The organism is Actinoplanes sp. NPDC026619 (assembly GCF_040638295.1).
Lineage (GTDB): Bacteria > Actinomycetota > Actinomycetes > Mycobacteriales > Micromonosporaceae > Actinoplanes.
Map to the genome: position 1 here is coordinate 105,194 of NZ_JBEZYA010000014.1, position 17,037 is coordinate 122,230.

Annotated in this window: 17 protein-coding genes and 1 riboswitch; of the genes, 12 read left to right on the top strand and 5 right to left on the bottom strand. The window is 71.0% G+C overall.

Annotated features, from left to right (window positions below):
* Positions 1–56 precede the first annotated feature (56 nt).
* Positions 57–764, top strand: coding sequence for a DUF3800 domain-containing protein (locus AB0E90_RS28185; protein ID WP_360412008.1), 708 nt, complete (start codon positions 57–59; stop codon positions 762–764).
* Positions 765–860: 96 nt separating this feature from the next.
* Entirely contained in the window at positions 861–1,124 is a 264-nt protein-coding gene (locus AB0E90_RS28190; RefSeq protein WP_360412011.1) for a hypothetical protein, read from the top strand.
* A gap of 13 nt (positions 1,125–1,137) precedes the next feature.
* Here AB0E90_RS28190 and AB0E90_RS28195 read toward each other — a convergent pair whose 3' ends face one another.
* The gene (locus tag AB0E90_RS28195) at positions 1,138–1,452 is read right to left on the bottom strand and encodes an SMR family transporter (RefSeq protein ID WP_360412014.1); all 315 of its coding nucleotides are present in this window, start codon (positions 1,450–1,452) and stop codon (positions 1,138–1,140) included.
* Positions 1,453–1,465: 13 nt separating this feature from the next.
* Positions 1,466–1,535: riboswitch (guanidine-III (ykkC-III) riboswitch) on the bottom strand.
* Positions 1,536–1,664: 129 nt separating this feature from the next.
* Here AB0E90_RS28195 and AB0E90_RS28200 point away from each other — a divergent pair.
* A complete protein-coding gene (locus tag AB0E90_RS28200) occupies positions 1,665–2,225 on the top strand; it encodes a DUF305 domain-containing protein (RefSeq protein WP_360412017.1) in 561 nt (186 codons plus the stop codon).
* A 53-nt stretch (positions 2,226–2,278) separates the two neighbouring features.
* Here the strand turns inward: AB0E90_RS28200 and AB0E90_RS28205 are convergent, their stop codons facing one another.
* Positions 2,279–3,697, bottom strand: a complete 1,419-nt coding sequence (locus AB0E90_RS28205; protein WP_360412020.1) for a DUF1996 domain-containing protein — start codon at positions 3,695–3,697, stop codon at positions 2,279–2,281.
* A 208-nt stretch (positions 3,698–3,905) separates the two neighbouring features.
* Here AB0E90_RS28205 and AB0E90_RS28210 point away from each other — a divergent pair, with 208 nt between their 5' ends.
* Positions 3,906–4,952 carry a LacI family DNA-binding transcriptional regulator gene (locus AB0E90_RS28210; protein WP_360412023.1) on the top strand — a complete coding sequence of 349 codons (1,047 nt, stop codon included), beginning with the start codon at positions 3,906–3,908 and terminating at the stop codon, positions 4,950–4,952.
* Here AB0E90_RS28210 and AB0E90_RS28215 read toward each other — a convergent pair.
* Positions 4,944–5,681, bottom strand: a complete 738-nt coding sequence (locus tag AB0E90_RS28215; RefSeq protein WP_360412026.1) for a helix-turn-helix transcriptional regulator — start codon at positions 5,679–5,681, stop codon at positions 4,944–4,946. The genes AB0E90_RS28210 and AB0E90_RS28215 overlap by 9 nt on opposite strands.
* Before the next feature lie 135 nt (positions 5,682–5,816).
* Between AB0E90_RS28215 and AB0E90_RS28220 the strand changes: the two genes are divergently transcribed.
* A complete protein-coding gene (locus tag AB0E90_RS28220; RefSeq protein WP_360412029.1) occupies positions 5,817–6,008 on the top strand; it encodes a hypothetical protein in 192 nt (63 codons plus the stop codon).
* The gene (locus tag AB0E90_RS28225; protein WP_360412032.1) at positions 6,005–6,220 is read left to right on the top strand and encodes a hypothetical protein; all 216 of its coding nucleotides are present in this window, start codon (positions 6,005–6,007) and stop codon (positions 6,218–6,220) included. Before AB0E90_RS28220 ends, AB0E90_RS28225 begins: the two co-directional genes overlap by 4 nt.
* A gap of 27 nt (positions 6,221–6,247) precedes the next feature.
* Here AB0E90_RS28225 and AB0E90_RS28230 read toward each other — a convergent pair whose 3' ends face one another.
* Complete coding sequence (locus tag AB0E90_RS28230) at positions 6,248–7,348, bottom strand: ionic transporter y4hA (protein WP_360412035.1); 1,101 nt, start codon at positions 7,346–7,348, stop codon at positions 6,248–6,250.
* A gap of 44 nt (positions 7,349–7,392) precedes the next feature.
* Here AB0E90_RS28230 and AB0E90_RS28235 point away from each other — a divergent pair, with 44 nt between their 5' ends.
* A complete protein-coding gene (locus AB0E90_RS28235) occupies positions 7,393–8,391 on the top strand; it encodes a glutathione S-transferase C-terminal domain-containing protein (protein WP_360412038.1) in 999 nt (332 codons plus the stop codon).
* Here the strand turns inward: AB0E90_RS28235 and AB0E90_RS28240 are convergent.
* The gene (locus AB0E90_RS28240; RefSeq protein ID WP_360412041.1) at positions 8,384–9,028 is read right to left on the bottom strand and encodes an epimerase; all 645 of its coding nucleotides are present in this window, start codon (positions 9,026–9,028) and stop codon (positions 8,384–8,386) included. The two genes, AB0E90_RS28235 and AB0E90_RS28240, sit on opposite strands and share 8 nt — an antisense overlap.
* Positions 9,029–9,110: 82 nt before the next feature.
* Here AB0E90_RS28240 and AB0E90_RS28245 point away from each other — a divergent pair, with 82 nt between their 5' ends.
* The 5 genes from AB0E90_RS28245 to AB0E90_RS28265 are packed head-to-tail and all read left to right on the top strand — an operon-like array spanning position 9,111 to position 17,003.
* Entirely contained in the window at positions 9,111–11,879 is a 2,769-nt protein-coding gene (locus AB0E90_RS28245; protein WP_360412044.1) for a DUF5691 domain-containing protein, read from the top strand.
* Positions 11,876–12,937, top strand: a complete 1,062-nt coding sequence (locus tag AB0E90_RS28250; protein ID WP_360412047.1) for an AAA family ATPase — start codon at positions 11,876–11,878, stop codon at positions 12,935–12,937. Before AB0E90_RS28245 ends, AB0E90_RS28250 begins: the two co-directional genes overlap by 4 nt.
* Positions 12,930–15,350, top strand: a complete 2,421-nt coding sequence (locus AB0E90_RS28255) for a DUF5682 family protein (protein ID WP_360412050.1) — start codon at positions 12,930–12,932, stop codon at positions 15,348–15,350. Before AB0E90_RS28250 ends, AB0E90_RS28255 begins: the two co-directional genes overlap by 8 nt.
* Positions 15,347–16,546 (top strand): VWA domain-containing protein, encoded by a 1,200-nt coding sequence (locus tag AB0E90_RS28260; protein WP_360412053.1) that lies wholly within the window; start codon positions 15,347–15,349, stop codon positions 16,544–16,546. The genes AB0E90_RS28255 and AB0E90_RS28260 overlap by 4 nt, the downstream gene beginning before the upstream one ends.
* A 19-nt stretch (positions 16,547–16,565) precedes the next feature.
* On the top strand, positions 16,566–17,003 hold the full coding sequence (locus AB0E90_RS28265; protein WP_360412056.1) for a nitroreductase family deazaflavin-dependent oxidoreductase: 438 nt from the start codon (positions 16,566–16,568) through the stop codon (positions 17,001–17,003).
* Positions 17,004–17,037: the final 34 nt, after the last annotated feature.

Genomic DNA, 17,037 nt, shown 5'->3' on the forward strand with positions numbered 1-17,037 from the left:
GGGCGCTCCCGGTTATTCGGGGGGCGCCCCGGCGCATTTGCCGATAGACATGGCCGATGCGGGAGATCGCGTGCGACGAATCCGGGTACGAGGGTGAGAAGCTCATCGGCTCGACGACCCGCTATTTCGCACACGCCTCGGTCGACGTGCCGGACCCGGCCGCCGTGCTGACCGAGTTGCGCGCCCGGATCAAGTCGCCGGCCACCCAGTACAAGGCCAACCATCTGCTCCGGCCGCAGCATCGCGGCACGTTGCGCTGGTTTCTCGGCGAGACCGGCCCGGTCCACGGCCGCGGCCACGTGTTTCTGCTCGACAAGCCGGCTTTCGTGCGCGATCAGGCCGCCGCACATTTCGGCGCCGAGATCCCGGACGACCAGTTCGCCAACGACCTTCTCCGGATCAAATCGGACCCCGACCTCACGCTGCTGCCGCCACCCGCCCGCGCGAAGGCGGCCGCCTTCCGGGAATGGCTGCGCGCGGACCCGATCGGCCGATCCGTCCTCGATCCGCTGGTGCCGGCGATCGTCGCCGCGGTCACGCATTGGGGGCCGGTCACCATCGCCCACGACCGGCAGACCCAACTGCCGCCCCGCCGCATCGAAATCCTCAAGGAACGCTGCCCGATGCGGGACATCCGGTTCCTGGAAGCCGAAGCCCACCCGGAGATCCAGATAGCCGACATTCTCGCCGGAACGGTACGGGCGATCACCGAGTCCGGCGACGCCGCATTGGCGGGTCTCCTGCCGCCGTACCTGGCGTCATAACCTCCCGGCGACTTCTTGGCCGGGAATTCGCAACCCGGGGCCGGAACGGACGATGTAACCGGGCGTCCACGTCACCACCGGCAAAGGAGCACACCCATGACGGTCAGCGCCGTTAACGCCGTAACCACCAGCACCGCGGAGTCCACGCTCGAGAAGTACCAGGCGAAGCTCTCCGTCGACCTGGCCGCGAAGGCCGCCGCCAAGGCCGCCGAGAAAGCCGCCCAGCAGGACCGCGAGGGCACCATCAGCGAGGACCGCACGATGATCAACCAGGCCCAGCAGGCCGTGCAGCGCGAGAAGGAAGAGACGCGCACCGCCAGCACCAGCGGCTTCCAGAGCAAGCTCGACATCTCGATGTGAGCTGGCCCGTCCTTTAATGGAAGACCTTCAGGCCGATCACCCCGGCCACGATCATCAAAAGACACATGAGGCGTACGAGGGTGGCCGGCTCACCGAGCGCAACCATCCCCACGGTGGCCGTGCCGACCGCGCCGATGCCCACCCACACCGCGTAACCGGTGCCGATCGGGACGGTACGCAGCGCGTAGCCGAGCCCGATCATGCTGAGTGCCAGCGCGACCACGAAGACCACGCTCGGAAGCAACCGGCTGAACCCGGAGCTGCGGTCGAGCGCGATCGCCCAGACGGTCTCCAACACCCCGGAAACGACAAGAAAGGCCCATGCCACGACGAGTCACCTCTTCGCGGTCGTCTTGTCCTGGCCGGGTACGACGCGCCCTCGTCCGGGATGCCTGCATAAACGGGCATCTCCGACAATGCTAGCTCGATAATCGCGCCGAGGCCGCCTTCATCGAACCCCATTAATTGTTACGGGAGCGTTGCGATCCATCGATATCTAATCGTTGACATACGTAACGGTAAAAGACCAGACTAACCCGCGTGAAAGCGATAGCCCGGGTCACGCTGGCCGGCCTGCTGCTGGTGACCGGTTGCGCCAACTCGGGGGCCGATCCGACGTCCAAGCCGGCGGCGCAGGCGGCCAGCCAGTTCGGCGGCACCGACCTTGCCTGGATCGAGATCAACATCGCCATGGACGAGGAACTGCTGCCCCTGCTCGAGTTGGTCCGCAACCGCAGTGGCAGCGACAAAGTGCAGGCCCTGGCCCTGCAGGTGCAGGGCTTCACCACCGCCGAGCTGAGCACCCTGCGCGCGCTGCACAACCAGGCCGCCCTGCCGTCGGAAAACCCGCACGAGGGCATGCCGATGCCGGGCATGGTCACGCCCGAGCTGATGACCGAGGCCACCTCGCTCACCGGCAAGAAGTTCGACGTCCTCGTGGTCAAGGCGATCGAAGCGCACCTCGATCAGAGCGAAAGCCTGGCCGAGAGTGAAGAGAAATCGGGAGTCGAACCGCAGACCCGCTCCTTGGCCGAACAGATTCTGCGCACTCGCACGCTGGCCGAGTCCACTTTGAATAGCGCGTCCAAAGAGGCTTCCTGAATTAGCCGAAAAGTGGGGCGCCGTCCCGGACGGCGCCCCACTTTCTTGGTTTGTTACGGGAGCACGTAGTTCTCGTTCAGGGCGGCGCCGCGGTCCGGCTTGTAGAGGTCGAAACCGCGCGGGTCACACTGCAGCCCGCCGTTGATGCAGTGGGTGGTGAGAGCGGCCAGCGTCGGCGCGTCCCACGCGTTGTAGACGTCGTAGTGGAAGCTGTAGCCGCGCCCGCTGGCGAACGCGACGTTGCTCATGTTTCCGCTCACCGGCCACGCCATCTTGAACTCGATCATCGGAACCGCGACCGGGTGGTCGTTCGGGCAGACCCCGAGCACCGGGTACGCCATGTGGCTCTTGTGATCCGGAGTGTCCAGGTGCAGCCCGTCCCAGCAGCTCGGGGCCTGCATGCGCGCATTCAGCTGAGTGCCGGCCGGACAGTTAGCCGGGATGTCCCAGTTGAACGAGCTGTCCCCGCATTCGAATCCCTCGACCGCGCCCGGGCTGTTCCGGAAATCGTCGATCGTCGCCTGCGGGCTGCCCACCACATAGCGCAGACCGGCCGGGAAAGGCCGCACGCTGCGGTAGTCGATGACGCCACTCTTGTAGTAGATGACCTGCCGGCCGACCGGCTGAACCGCGACTCCGTTGTTGAGCAGGGTCGGCATCCAGTAACCGGTCTTGTCGCCCGGTGTGATGCACGCCGTGCCGCCCGCCTGGAGGCTGGCCAGGGTGGTGGCCGCGTTGGTCGTCGTGTTTCCCATGAATGTGTGCGAGTGCGAGGCGCCCGGCATGTTCGGGAAGACGATCGGGTCGTCGTTGAGGTTGGTCCGGCTCACCGAACAGTTCGCCTGGAACTCGTGGTGAGTGGTCGGCGGGTTGGTGTCCGGCGGCGTCGCGGTCGACGGAACCACGCCGGTGACCGGCGGGTTCGCCATCACATAACCGGGGCCGTCGGAGGCCGGCGGATTGGCCAGCGTGCCGTAGACCTTGAACTCGAACAGCGAGTAGCCGTAGCCGGTGGCGCGCTGTGTGCCGTACATCCGCACATAGCGCCCGGAACCACTCACCGTGAGCGTCTCGGTGCCGCCGGCGCCGTTGGCCTTGGACGAGATGGTGGTCCAGGCATTGCCGTCGGCCGAGGTCTGGATCTGGTACGCCTTCGCGTACGCGGTTTCCCACTGCAACTGCACCGAGGTGATGGTGGCCGTGCCGCCCAGGTCGACGCGCAACCACTGCGGGTCGCTCCAGGCGCTGCCCCAGCGGGTGGTGGCGTTGCCGTCGACGGCCGCGGCGGCCGGGGCGCCACCGCTCTCGCTCGACGAGGCGAGGGTGGGTCTGCCCTGCGAGAGCAAGGCGTCCGCCGCATGCGCCGACTGGAGGCCGGCGATGGTGAGTGTTCCCGCGACGGCGGTGACCGCGAGAGGCGCCACGATTCGCCGCAGGCCGCGGCGATGGCGTTGTTCGGTGGGAGTCTTCACTCGGATCTCCAGGGGATTAGACGAGTTCGCCGGCGCGGGGAACGCCGAGCGGCCAAGGGTGGAGAGCGCTTTCCGAAGTGTTACGCCAGGATGTCGCAGCCGTCAATGCGTTCGGGTTCCGGAACCACGTTTGTCCGCTCTGCCGGGCTGCTGACCCCTTGCCATGGGCACGATCGGAGAGCGCTCTCCATTTGTGCTATAAAGCCTTATGCAACGCGGACCGGTTGGGGAGCGGCTGCCCACGCTCGAGGATGTGGCGCGGGTGGCCGGAGTGTCGCGGGCGACCGTGTCCCGGGTGATCAACGGGATCCGGAATGTGGATCCGCAGATCCACGAGGTCGTCTGGGACGCCGTCGGGCAGACCGGTTACGTGCCCAACCGGATGGCCCGGTCGCTGGTCACCCGGCGTACGGGAACGGTTGCTCTGGTCGTCTCCGATTCTGAGTTGCATGACGACGATCCGTTCATGGGCCGGTTCTTCGCAGACCCTTACTTCGGGCGGGTCGTCGGCGGGCTGATGAGCGTGTTGCGGCAGGCCGGGATACAGTTGGCGCTGCAGATCGTCGGCAGCGACGACGGGCGCAAGCGACTCGTCGGCGATCTGCGCAACGGGCAGGCCGACGGGGTGATCGTGCTGTCGTTACCGGCAGTGGATGCCCTCCCCCGCATGCTCACCGAGGGTGGCGTGCCGGCCGTGATGATCGGGCGCCCGGCCGAGGCGGTCCCGATCAACTACGTCGACCTGGCCAACGAGACCGGCGCGACCCTCGCCGCCGAGCATCTGCTCGGGCGCGGCTGCCAGCGGATCGCGATGATCTCCGGGCCGGCCGACGTGCCGGCCAGCCACGACCGGATCTCGGGGTTCCGCCGGGCGATGGCCAAGCACGGGCACGGCTGGGTGCCGATCATCGCGGGCAACTTCACCAAGGAGAGCGGCGAGGACGCGATGCGCGCGCTGCTGGCCGACAACGCCGACCTGGACGGCGTCTTCGTGGCCAACGATTTGATGGCGGTGGGCGCGCTCGCCACCCTGCGCGACGCCGGCCGCCGCGTCCCCGACGACGTCGCCATTGTCGGCTTCGACGACAGCAGCGCCGCCGTCGCGGCCGCACCCGCGCTGACCACCGTGCGCCACCCACTGGAGGACATGGCAGCCGAGGCCGCGCGCCTGCTGCTGGCCCGCATCGAGGACCCCGGGATGCGAGCCTCCTCAGTCATCTACGAGCCGACGCTGGTGCGCCGCCAATCAGCCTGACGCCGGCTGCGGTGGAACGGCGTAGCGCCCCAGGGTCGCCTTCGTAGTGCTGGCGTCCTGGAAGACCAGTTCCCATGGCCCGGTGTTGACGTCCATCTCCTTGCCGAAGCCGACCCACTTGCCCGCCAGCCGGCGGCCGGTCGGCTCGGCGAGGAGCTGTATCGCGCCGTGGTAGCGGGCACCCCGGTAGTAGCTTTCGACCTCGGTCTCCTCGGCCCACGTGCCGGTGATGACGGAGCCGTCCACCACCAGGTCCATCGTCAGCAGCGACTTCTCTGGACCGTGAACACTACGGACGGTGAGCCGATCGCCGTGCTGGAGGACCACCACGTAGTGGGTGTTCGCCAGCGCCTCGTCCCGGCCGGACGAGAAGTACTCGTAGCGGGACAGCCACACGCCCGAGAAGCCGCCGGGTGCGCGATTCGGGGTCGGCGACGGCAACGGCGCCTGCCGCACCTCCAGGTCGTGACCGCCCCGGCCGTCATCGACGACTACCGCGCCCGCCTCGGCCGGGAAGCCCAGCGACTGGAGCGGCAACCGGGTGACCACCTCCAGCGCGCGAGCGCTGGCAGGACGAGGCATGGCGGTTTCGCCGCTTTCGTAGCGCTGAATCGTTCGCTTGGTGGTGCTGGCGGCGCCCGCCTCCCGCATCCGCTCGGCCAACTCGTCCTGACTCAGGCGCATGGCGAGGCGAACGGCGCGCAGCGCGTTGTTCGGCCGGATCTCCATGGCCGTGAGCGTACTCCCAATGTCGTCGGAATGTCGCCCTGAATGTCGCCGGAGCGTCGCCCTCAACGCCGTCGCACACGGCCACGTTCCGGCGACATTCTGTTCCCCGTATCTATCCATTAGGGAGGTGGCGGAATGGAACCCATCCTGGCAGTCGGGCCACGCGAGTTGCCGCCGACCGGAACGGTGTTGGTCTGGATCGACTCCGGCAGCACCTCCGGGCACGAGATCCCGGTGCCGGTCGAATCACTCCGGGTGGCGGCCCAGGACGACGGTGCAGGTCAGTCCGCAATCTATGCCCTGGCAGTACGCACGTGCCGGGGATGACGGATCAGCACGTCGAGGAACGCCCGAGTTGGGATTGCCGGGCCTGCGGCAATCCTTGGCCATGCCCTACCGCACGTGCGGAGCTGGCCACCACACTGGCCCCGACCGCGCTGCGCACCAACATGTGGATGCGGCTGGAGGTGGCCGCCCTGGACATGCCCGGCGGCCCGGCCGCCGACCTGTTCGAACGCTTTCTCCGCTGGACCGGCTGACTCGGAGGCCCTCTTCGTTCGGACGTGTTACGGGCTCGCGGCCAGGAACAAGAAGGCGGCCAGCAGGGACAGGTGCACGCCGCCCTGCAGGACGTTTGCCCGGCCGGGGACGATCGTCAGGGTGCCTACCGCGACCGTCAGGGCCAGCAGGACCATCTGGGTGCCGCCCAGGCCCAGCAGCAGCGGGCCGGGCAGCCAGATCATCGCGATGGCGATCGCCGGGATGGTCAGGCCGATGCTTGCCATCGCCGAGCCCAGCGCCAGGTTGAGGCTGGTCTGGACGCGGTCGCGCAGGACCGCGCGCAGCGCCGCGATCGTCTCCGGCAGCAGCACCAGCAGGGCGATCACCACGCCGACGACGGCCTGCGGGAGGCCGGCGCTGTCGACCGCCGACTCGATCGACGGTGAGACGCCCTTGGCCAGGCCGACCACGCCGATCAGGGCCACCAGCAGCAGGCCCAGGCTGGTCAGCGCGGCCCGGCTGGTGGGTGGGTCGAGGTGTTCCTCGGCGTCGATCACCTTTCCGGCGGTGGTGATCGGGAGGAAGTAGTCGCGGTGCCGGCGGGTCTGCACCGTCACGAACAGCCCGTAGAGGGCGAGTGAGGCGACCGCGGCGAAGGCGAGCTGGGCCGGCGAGAAGCTCGGGCCGGGGCGGCTGGTGGTGAAGCTCGGCAGCACCAGGCTCAGGGTGGCGATCATGGCGACCGTGGCGAAGGCGCCGCCGGTGCCCTCGGAGTTGAAGACGGCCACGTGCCGGCGGGCCGCGCCGACCAGCAGGGACAGGCCGAGCAGGCCGTTGCAGGTGATCATCACGGCGGCGAAGACGGTGTCCCGCGCCAGTGACTGGGCCTTCTCGCCGCCGCTGATCATCAGCGTGACGATCAGGGCAACCTCGATGACGGTCACGGCCACTGCCAGGACCAGCGAGCCGAACGGCTCACCCACCCGGTGGGCAACAACTTCGGCATGGTGTACGGCGGCGAGCACCGCCCCGCCGAGGAGAAGGGCGACGAGCACCACCACCGGCGGTGGCAGGTCGCGGCCCCAGGTCAGGATCAGCGCCGCGACGGCGACGATCGGGACGTAGACGGTCCAGTGCGCGAGGTAATCGCGAATCTTGGCTCCCATCCGACAACTCTGCCAGACCGCTGCGGGCGAGGCAGGATGAAGCCATGGCTTATGTGAATCCGTCCGGCGAGTTCGACCGGGACCAGCGGTACATCTCGACGCGAATCACCGCGGACGGACGTGACGGTTATCCCGTCGAGCCGGGGCGGTACCGGCTGGTCGTGAGCCGTGCCTGCCCGTGGGCGAACCGGGCGATCATCGTGCGGCGGCTGCTCGGGCTCGAGGACGTGCTGTCGATGGGCATCGCCGGGCCGACCCACGACGAGCGGAGCTGGACGTTCGACCTCGACCCGGACGGCCGGGACCCGGTGCTCGGCATCGAGCGGTTGCAGGAGGCGTTCCTCGCCCGCTTCCCCGACTACGACAAGGGCATCACCGTGCCGGCGATGGTGGACGTGCCGACCGGGCAGGTGGTGACCAACGACTTCGCGCAGATCACCATCGACCTGTCGCTGGAGTGGGCGAAATACCACCGGCCGGGGGCGCCGCTGCTCTACCCGGCCGAGCTGCGCCCGGACATCGACAAGATCAACCGGTTCGTCTTCGCCGACGTCAACAACGGGGTCTACCGGGCCGGTTTCGCCGGGATCCAGGAGGCGTACGAGACGGCCTACCACCGGCTCTTCGACCGGCTGGACAAGCTGTCGGAGCTTCTGGCCACGCAGCGCTATCTGGTCGGGGACACCATCACCGAAGCGGACGTACGGCTTTTCACGACGCTCGCCCGGTTCGATCCGGTCTACCACGGACATTTCAAGTGCAATCGCAGCAAGCTCAGCGAGATGCCGATCATTTGGGCGTACGCGCGGGATCTGTTCCAGACTCCGGGGTTCGGCGACACGATCGACTTCGTGCACATCAAGCGGCACTACTACGTCGTACACCAAGATGTTAATCCGACCGGAATCGTGCCCGCCGGGCCGGACCTGCGCAATTGGCTCGAACCGCATGGGCGCGAAGCGCTCGGTGGCCGGCCGTTCGGGGACGGGACGCCACCGGGACCGCCCCGGGAAGTCGTTCCCGAGGGGCACGGGGCTATCTGAGGTCGACGTTCTCCAGGATGTGGCGGGGATGACCGACCCTCGCCACCTGCAGCATCGCGCGGCCGATCCGGTCGGTCGTGGTGATGTATTTCGGGGCGATCCGCTCGAGCATCGGGATCAGCGGCGCGGTGACCGTGTAGATCGCGTTGTACCACCGGGTTTTCGACCGGACGCCGTGGGTCGGCTGGATCATGCCGGGCCGGGCCGCATAGCCGCGCGGCAGCAGCGCGATGATCTCGCTCTCGGTGCGGGCCTTCACTCGCGCCCACATCTGGCGGCTGAGCGCGTTGGTGCCCGCGCCGCTGACGTAGATGAAGCACGCCTGCGGGTCGATCTCGGCGAACAGGCGGGCCGCGGCCATCGGATAGTCGTAGGACACCCGGGTGTAGGCGGCCTCGTCCATGCCCACCGACGAGACGCCGAGGCAGTAGAAACAGGCGTCGTAACCGGTCAGCTCGGCGCGGATCGGGGTCAGGTCGGCGAAGTCGGCGACCTGGACCTCGCGCAGCTTCGGGTGGCTGATCCGGGTGGTCGTCCGGACCACCGCGAGGACCTGGTCGACGTCCGGCGCGAGCAGGCTTTCGCGCAGCACGCCCTGTCCGACCATCCCGGTCGCGCCGAAGATCACTACCCGCATGGATTCACCTTATGGGTGCCGGGCCTGATGGGTGCCGAACCACGCGCCGGGAAATGTCGTACGGCGCGTTTAGGGTTTGCCCGTGCCCGTTGAGAAGTGGTCCACCGCCCAGGTCGAGGTGCTCGCCCCGGACACCTCGTCGGTGCGGGCGGCACGCGGCCTGTCCTCGGCCGGGTCCTGGTCGGTGTCCGGGCGGCTCGACGACATCCTCTGGGGGCGCTGCCGCAATTACCAGGTGTGCGTCGACCTGGCCGGCCCGGCGTTCAAGTGCTCCTGCCCGAGCCGCAAAATCCCCTGCAAGCACGCGCTCGGCCTGCTGCTGCTCTGGGCCGGGTCCGATGTGTCCGCCGCCACGGCGCCCGACTTCGCGATCGAGTGGCAGGCGGCCCGGGCGGCCAAGGCCGCGGCCGCCGCCCAGCCGCGCGCCGCCACCACACCCGACCCGGCCGCCGCCGCGAAACGGGCCGAGCAGCGCGCCGAAAAGGTCGCCGGCGGCATGCTCGAGCTGAGCCGCTGGCTCGACGACCAGATGCGTCAGGGCGTGGCCGGCGCCCAGCGCGGCGGGGCCAAGCCGTTCGACACGATGGCGGCGCGGCTGGTCGATGCCCAGGCCCCGGCGGCCGCGACCGCGGTTCGCCGGCTCGGCTCGATCGCCGGCATCGGCCCGCACTGGGCCGACCGCCTGCTCGGCGAGCTCGCCCTGCTGCGCCTGCTGGTGGCCGGGCACGAGCGCCTCGACGAGCTGCCGGCCGAGCTGGCCGCCACCGTCCGCAGCCGGATCGGTTTCCCGGTCGGCACCGAGGAGGTGCTGGCCGGCCCGCGGGTGACCGACCGCTGGCAGGTGATCGGCCAGGCCGACACCGACTCCGGCGACGGCAACCTGACCACCCGCCGCACCTGGCTGCGCGGCTCGTCGACCGGCCGCTTCGGGCTCGTCCTGGCGTTCGCCGCGGCCGGCCAGCCGCTCGTCTCCGACCTGGTGCCCGGCACCGAGTTCCGCGGCGACCTCACGTTCTATCCGGGTTCGGTGCCGCTGCGCGCCCTGATCGCCTCGCGCGACAGCGCCGCCGAGCCGTTCGCCGCCCCCGACGGCGCCGTCCCGCTCGCCGACGCCCTCGGCGGGTGGGCCGCGACGGTGGCCGCCGAGCCGTGGCGCAACGACGCTCCGGTCCTGCTGGCCGGGGTCACGCCGACCGACGACGGCTGGCTGGTCGACGAGTCCGGGGCGGCGCTGCCCCTCGCCGCCGGCTGGCGCGAGCCGTGGTGGCTGCTCGCCGTGGCCGGCGCCGCCCCGGCCACCGTGATGGCCGAGTGGTCACCGGCCGGGCTGCGCCCCCTCGCCGCCTGGCACGACGGCCTGTTCGTGCCGGCCGCCGCCTCGGTGGTCGACACGACCGCGCCGCGCGAGCCCGAGCTGCCGCCCGACCTGCTCGCCACCGCGCTGGTCGGCCTGGCCCGGCGGCCCTGGCCGGGCGACTCGACGCTGCTCGAGACGGCCGCGATCGCCCTGACCCGCCGCCGGGCGGGCGTCACCCCGGCGCTCTCCGGCCACGTCCCGATCCCGCCGGCCCCGCCCGAGACCACTCCTCCGCTGCCGGCGGTGGCCGGCCACCGCCTGGTTCGCATCCTCGGCGAGGGTGTGCCGGGCGGCGCTCAGCTCGCGCAGGAGCTGCTGGCGCAATGGCTGAGCGCGGCGGCGGCGCGCGGCGGCCACGTGCCGCCGGTCGTGCTCCCGGCCCTGCTCGACGCCGGGCGCCGCAACTCGATCATCCGGCCGGCGCTGGCACAGGTGGCCGGCCGGCGCGGCGCGTGGCTGGCCGGCATGCGTGGCGACTGGCGGTGGCTGCGCGACGAGACGGTCGCCGCCCCCGCCTCGGCCGCGGTCTGGGAGACCGGCACCGTCGGCGAGCGCCTCGGTTATCTCACCGAGCTGCGCCGGGCCGACCCGGCCGCCGCCCGCGAGCTGCTGGCGCAGACCTGGGCGCAGGAGTCGTCGGAAGATCGCGCCCGGTTCATCGCCGCGCTCGGCACCGGCCTGTCGGTCGACGACGACCCGTTCCTCGAGCAGGCCCTCGACGACCGCCGCAAGGAGGTCCGCGAGTCGGCTCTCGACCTGCTGCGCACCCTGCCCGGCTCGGCGCTCGGCGCGCGGACGGCGCAGCGCGCCCAGGCGGCCGTGCGGGTCGAGCAGCGGCGGCTGGTCGTGACGCCGCCCGACGATCTCGACACCGGGATGCGCCGCGACGGCGTGGCCGCGACACCCGCCCGCGGGCTCGGCGTCAGCGCCTGGTTGCTCGAGGAGATCCTGGCCGGCGCGCCGCTGTCGATCTGGTCCGACCCGGCGACCATGCTGCGGGCCGTCCGCGGCAGCGACTGGGAGGCCGCCCTGTTGCACGGCTGGGCCAAGGCCGCCGTGCAGCAGGATGACGCCGCCTGGGCGACCGTCCTGCTGGCCGAGGCCGCCGGCGTGCTGCGCGAGTCGGTGCGATGGGACCTGCACCTCGTGCTGCCGCCCGACGAGCTGGGCCGGCTCGCCGCCGACGCGCTGCGCCGGGAGGACGGCATGGCCCACCGGCTGCTCGCCATCCATCCGGGCAACTGGCCCGAGGAGCTGTCCGTCGCGGTGTTCGAGACCATCGCCCACCGCGCCCGCAACGACCGGCACACCTGGCAGCTCGGCGAGCTGTGCCGGTCGGCCGCGGTCGCGATGCCCCCGTCCTACGCCGAGGCGGTCGGCCGCCTCGCCCTCCAGCTCGATCAGGAGCCGGCCGACCAGTCGCGGGTGCGGCCGGTCGCCGACCTCGCCCGCACGCTCACCTTCCGCCACGAGATGTTCCAGGAGTTCGAGTGACTGCCCTGCGCCCGCATGCCGAGGACCAATACGCCGAGGAACTCGCCCTGCTCGCCGCCTCCGACGACCGGCCCCGCCCGCCCGGCTGGCGGCTCTCCCCGCAGGCCGTGGTGACCTACCTTCTCGGCGACGGCGCCAAAATCACCCCGAAATACGTGGGCCCGCGCCGGCTCGTCGAGGTCGCGGTCGCCACCCTGGCCACCGACCGCGCGCTGCTCCTGCTCGGCGTGCCCGGCACCGCCAAGACCTGGGTGTCCGAGCACCTCGCCGCGGCTATCTCGGGCGACTCGAAGCTGCTGGTGCAGGGCACAGCAGGCACCGCCGAGGAGTCGATCCGGTACGGCTGGAACTACGCCCGCCTGCTCGCCGACGGCCCCTCCGACGCCGCGCTGGTCGCCAGCCCGATCATGCGGGCCATGCGCACCGGCTCGATCGCCCGGCTCGAGGAGCTCACCCGGGTGCCGTCCGACGTCCAAGATGCGCTGATCACCATCCTGTCCGAGAAGACGCTGCCGGTCCCCGAGCTCAATGACGAGGTGCAGGCGCAGCGCGGCTTCAACCTGATCGCCACGGCCAACGACCGCGACCGCGGCGTCAACGAGCTGTCCAGCGCGCTGCGCCGCCGGTTCAACACCGTGGTGCTGCCGATGCCGGCCTCGGCCGACGAGGAGGTCGAGATCGTCGCCCGGCGGGTGTCGCAGCTCGGCGCCTCGCTCGACCTGCCCGAGGTGCCGACCGCCATCGAGGAGATCCGGCGGGTGGTCACCGTCTTCCGCGAGCTGCGCAGCGGCCTCACCGAGGACGGCCGCACCAAGCTGAAATCACCGACCGGCACGCTCTCCACCGCCGAGGCCATCTCGGTGATCACCAACGGGATGGCTCTCGCCGCCCACTTCGGCGACGGCACCCTGCGCGCGGGCGACGTGGCGTCAGGCATCCTCGGCGCCGTGGTCAAGGACCCGGTGTCCGACGGCGTCGTCTGGCGCGAATACCTGGAGACCGTCGTGCGGGAGCGCCCGGATTGGCTCGACTTCTACCGGGCCGCCCGCGATGCCTGAGCGGCTCTACGGCATCCGCCATCACGGCCCCGGGTCGGCCCGCGCCGTCGTGCAGGAGCTGACCCGGCAGCCGCCGCAGGTGCTGCTGGTCGAAGGCCCGCCGGAGGCGGACGACCTGGTGCGCTGGGTGGCCTCCGCCGAGCTCGAGCCACCGGTGGCGCTGCTCGGCTACGCCGCCGACGACCCGCGCCGGGCCGCGTTCTGGCCGTTCGCGGTCTTCTCGCCGGAGTGGCAGGCAATCCGCTGGGCAGTCCGCAACAACGTCCCGGTCCGCTTCTTCGACCTCCCCTTCGCCTACCGCCTCGCCCCCGACCGCCCGGCCGAGCCCGCCCCGGCGGCCGACGAGCCCAGCGACAGCGCCACCGCGCCGCCCGGCTCCGGGCCAAAGCCTGCCGTGGCCGCAGTACCGGGCGCAACGGCGGACTCCGCCCCCGGCCCGGCAGCTCACGCCTCGCCGGAGCCGGGCGCGGGCGCGGAAACCGGCGCGGGCGCGGAAACCGGCGCGGGCGCGGAAACCGGCGCGGGCGCTGAGGGTGGGGCCGGCTCCGGGGTTGATCGGGTGCCGCAGCGGCCGGTGGATCCGATCGGGGAGTTGGCGGCGGCGGCCGGCTATGACGATCCGGAGCGCTGGTGGGAGGACGTGGTCGAGCATCGCGGGATGCCGGCGTTCGAGGCGATCGCCGAGGCGATGGCGGCTATCCGGGAGGACTCCGCGGAGGACCCGGACGATCTGGTGCGCGAGGCCTACATGCGGACGGTGCTGCGGGAGACGCGGAAGCAATATGACGAGATCGCGGTCGTCTGCGGGGCGTGGCATGTGCCGGCGCTGACCCGGAAGATCGCGGCCAAGGACGACGCCGCGCTGCTCAAGGGGCGCCGCAAGGGCAAGGTGGCGTTCACCTGGGTGCCGTGGACCTATGGGCGGCTGGCTTCGTGGTCCGGTTATGGGGCGGGAGTGCGGTCGCCGGGGTGGTACCACCATCTGTTCACGACCGCCGACGAGGTCGTGCCGCGCTGGCTGGTCGACGCGGCCGGCGTGCTGCGCGCCGAAGGGGTGCCGACCTCGTCGGCGCACGTGATCGAGGCGACCCGACTCGCCGAGGCGCTGGCCACGCTGCGCGGACGGCCGCTTGCCGGGCTGGCCGAGGTCACCGAGGCGGCCGAGGCGGTCATGTGCGACGGCGAACAGCTGCGGATCAACCTGATCAGCAGCCGGCTGGTGGTCGGCGAGCGGCTCGGCGGCGTACCGGATGACATGCCCGCCGTACCGCTGGCGAAAGATCTTGCCACGCAGCAGCGCGCCCTGCGGATGAAGCCCGAGGCCCTCGACCGTGACCTCGACCTCGATCTCCGTAAGGAGATCGGGTTGCAGCGCAGCAGGCTGCTGCACCGGCTGCGTGTCCTCGGCGTGCCGTGGGGTCAGCCGCCGCAGGTGCGCCGGGGCAGCACCGGCACGTTCCGCGAGGAGTGGCGGTTGCGGTGGCAGCCCGAGTTCGCGGTCCGGCTGGTCGAGAGCAGCATGTTCGGCACGACTGTGGTCTCCGCCGCCACCGCCAAGGTCACCAAGGCGGCCGACGACGCGGAAGCCCTCGCCGACGTGACCGCCCTGGTGGAGACGTGCCTGCTCGCCGATCTGACCGACGCCTATCCGCCGGTGCTCGCCGCGCTGGACACCCGTGCGGCGCTGGACGCCGACGTCAACCACCTGATGTCGGCGATCCCGGCGCTGGCCCGCACGCTGCGCTACGGCGACGTGCGGCACACCGACGTGGCCGGGCTCGCCACCGTCACGGCCGGGCTGCTCAGCCGGGTGTGTGCCGGCCTGCCGTCGGCGGTCGGGTCGGTCTCCGACGAGGCCGCCAAGGTGCTCCGCGACCGGATCGACGGCGTGCACTCCGCGGTCGATCTGCTCGGCGACGACGACCTGCGGGAACGCTGGATCGGCACGCTCGCCTCGCTGGCCGGGCGGGCCGGCTTGCATGGGCTGCTGGCCGGGCGGCTCACCCGGCTGTTGATGGACGCCGGGCGGCTCGACGCGGCCGAGGTGCGGCGCCGGCTGCGGCTGCCGCTGACCGTGGGCACGCCGCCGGCGACCGGGGCCGCCTGGGTGGAGGGCTTCCTGGCCGGCGGCGGGCTGCTGCTGGTGCATGACGACGCGCTGCTGCGCCTGCTCGACGAGTGGCTCGCCGACATCCCGGCCGATGCGTTCGACAGTGTGCTGCCGCTGCTGCGCCGCACGTTCGGCGGCTTCGAGACCGGCGAGCGGCGGGCGATCGGCGAGCGGATCGCCGGCAAGCGCGTCACGACGTCGGAAGCGGGCGCGCTCGGCTTCGATCCGGAACGCGCCGACCTGGTTCTGCCCATGCTCAGCGCCTTGCTGGGCCGCGAGATCACCGCCGGGGAGGCGCGATGACCGACGAAACTCCCGGGGCCGGCGAAGCTTCCGGGGAGCGGGCGCGGCGGTGGCGGCTCGTGCTCGGCGGGGCGGCCGACGAGTCGCTCGGCGCGGCCGAGGGGCATGACGGCGCGATGGACGCGGCGCTGGCCGCGCTCTACGACGCCGGTGGGGCCGGTGACGGCGAGACCGGCAGCAAGCGCTCGGCCGGGCTGGGCGGCTCGGCGCCGAAGGTGGCGCGCTGGCTGGGCGACATCCGGGAGTACTTTCCGTCGACCGTCGTGCAGGTCATGCAGTCCGACGCGATCGAGCGCCTTGACCTGACCCGGCTGCTGCTCGAACCCGAGATGCTCGCCGCCGTCGAACCGGACGTGCACCTGGTCGGCACGCTGCTCTCGCTCAACGGCGTGATGCCGGCCAAGACCATGGACGCGGCCCGCCAGGTGGTCCGGCAGGTCGTCGAGGGGCTGGAGAAACGGATCACGCAGAAGACCCTCGCGGCGGTCAGCGGGGCGCTCAACCGGGCCGCCCGGATCAATCGGCCCCGGCACGCCGACATCGACTGGGACCGCACGATCCGCGCCAACCTGAAGCACTACCAGCCCGGCCTGCGCACGATCGTTCCGGAACGCCTCATCGGGTACGGGCGGCGCACCACCGCCGTGCAGCGCGACGTCGTGCTCTGTGTCGACCAGTCCGGGTCGATGGCGGCGTCGGTCGTGTTCTCCGGCGTGTTCGCGGCCGTGCTCGCGTCGATGCGGTCGCTGCGCACCTCGCTGGTCGTGTTCGACACCGCGGTGGTGGATCTGACCGATCAGCTCAGCGATCCGGTGGAGGTGCTGTTCGGCACGCAGCTGGGCGGGGGCACCGACATCAACCGGGCGATCGCCTACAGCCAGCAGCTGATCTCCCGGCCGCGGGACAGCATCTTCGTGCTGATCAGCGACCTCTACGAGGGTGGCGTGCGCGAGCAGATGCTGCGGCGGGTGGCGGAGATGACTGCGGCCGGCGTGCAGGTGGTCGTGCTGCTCGCGCTCTCCGACGAGGGGGCGCCGGCCTACGACCACGACAACGCGGCCGCGCTGGCCGCGCTCGGGGTGCCCGCGTTCGCCTGCACACCGGACGCCTTCCCGGACCTGATGGCCGCGGCGATCGAGCGGCGCGACCTGAAGGCGTTCGCCGAGCGCCTCGAGTCCTCGACCGAGTTCGGCTGAGGCTGCCTATGCTTGATCAATGCCATTGAGCGGAGAATATGCGCCGAGCACGTCCGACTGGGCTCGCGAGCAGGCCGAGAAGATCGAGGCGTCCGGCGGGACCGAAGGCAACGAGATGCGCGGCATGCGGGTCATCGTGCTGACGTCGGTCGGCGCCAAGACCGGGTTGCTGCGCAAGACCGCGCTGATGCGCGTCGAGCACGACGGGGAGTATGCCGTGGTCGGCTCGCTGGGCGGCGCGCCGAAGAACCCGGTCTGGGTCTACAACCTGCGCAAAGAGCCGCACGTCGAGCTGCAGGACGGCACGGAGAAGCACGACTACCAGGCGCGCGAGCTCGAAGGCGAGGAGCGGGCACTGTGGTGGGAGCGGTCGGTCGCCGCGTTCCCGAACTACGCCGATTACGAGAAGAAGACCGACCGGCTGATCCCGGTTTTCGTCCTGAGCCGACTGCCGTAACGAGTTCGGCAAAGATCACGCAGAGGTGCCAACC

Bases quoted from the DNA above. Each gene is read 5' to 3' on its own strand.
- AB0E90_RS28185 (WP_360412008.1), top strand. From the start codon at position 57: ATGCGGGAGATCGCGTGCGACGAATCCGGGTACGAGGGTGAGAAGCTC.
- AB0E90_RS28190 (WP_360412011.1), top strand. From the start codon at position 861: ATGACGGTCAGCGCCGTTAACGCCGTAACCACCAGCACCGCGGAGTCC.
- AB0E90_RS28210 (WP_360412023.1), top strand. From the start codon at position 3,906: ATGCAACGCGGACCGGTTGGGGAGCGGCTGCCCACGCTCGAGGATGTG.
- AB0E90_RS28215 (WP_360412026.1), bottom strand. From the start codon at position 5,681: ATGGAGATCCGGCCGAACAACGCGCTGCGCGCCGTTCGCCTCGCCATG.
- AB0E90_RS28220 (WP_360412029.1), top strand. From the start codon at position 5,817: ATGGAACCCATCCTGGCAGTCGGGCCACGCGAGTTGCCGCCGACCGGA.
- AB0E90_RS28225 (WP_360412032.1), top strand. From the start codon at position 6,005: ATGACGGATCAGCACGTCGAGGAACGCCCGAGTTGGGATTGCCGGGCC.
- AB0E90_RS28230 (WP_360412035.1), bottom strand. From the start codon at position 7,348: ATGGGAGCCAAGATTCGCGATTACCTCGCGCACTGGACCGTCTACGTC.
- AB0E90_RS28235 (WP_360412038.1), top strand. From the start codon at position 7,393: ATGGCTTATGTGAATCCGTCCGGCGAGTTCGACCGGGACCAGCGGTAC.
- AB0E90_RS28240 (WP_360412041.1), bottom strand. From the start codon at position 9,028: ATGCGGGTAGTGATCTTCGGCGCGACCGGGATGGTCGGACAGGGCGTG.
- AB0E90_RS28255 (WP_360412050.1), top strand. From the start codon at position 12,930: ATGCCTGAGCGGCTCTACGGCATCCGCCATCACGGCCCCGGGTCGGCC.
- AB0E90_RS28260 (WP_360412053.1), top strand. From the start codon at position 15,347: ATGACCGACGAAACTCCCGGGGCCGGCGAAGCTTCCGGGGAGCGGGCG.
- AB0E90_RS28265 (WP_360412056.1), top strand. From the start codon at position 16,566: ATGCCATTGAGCGGAGAATATGCGCCGAGCACGTCCGACTGGGCTCGC.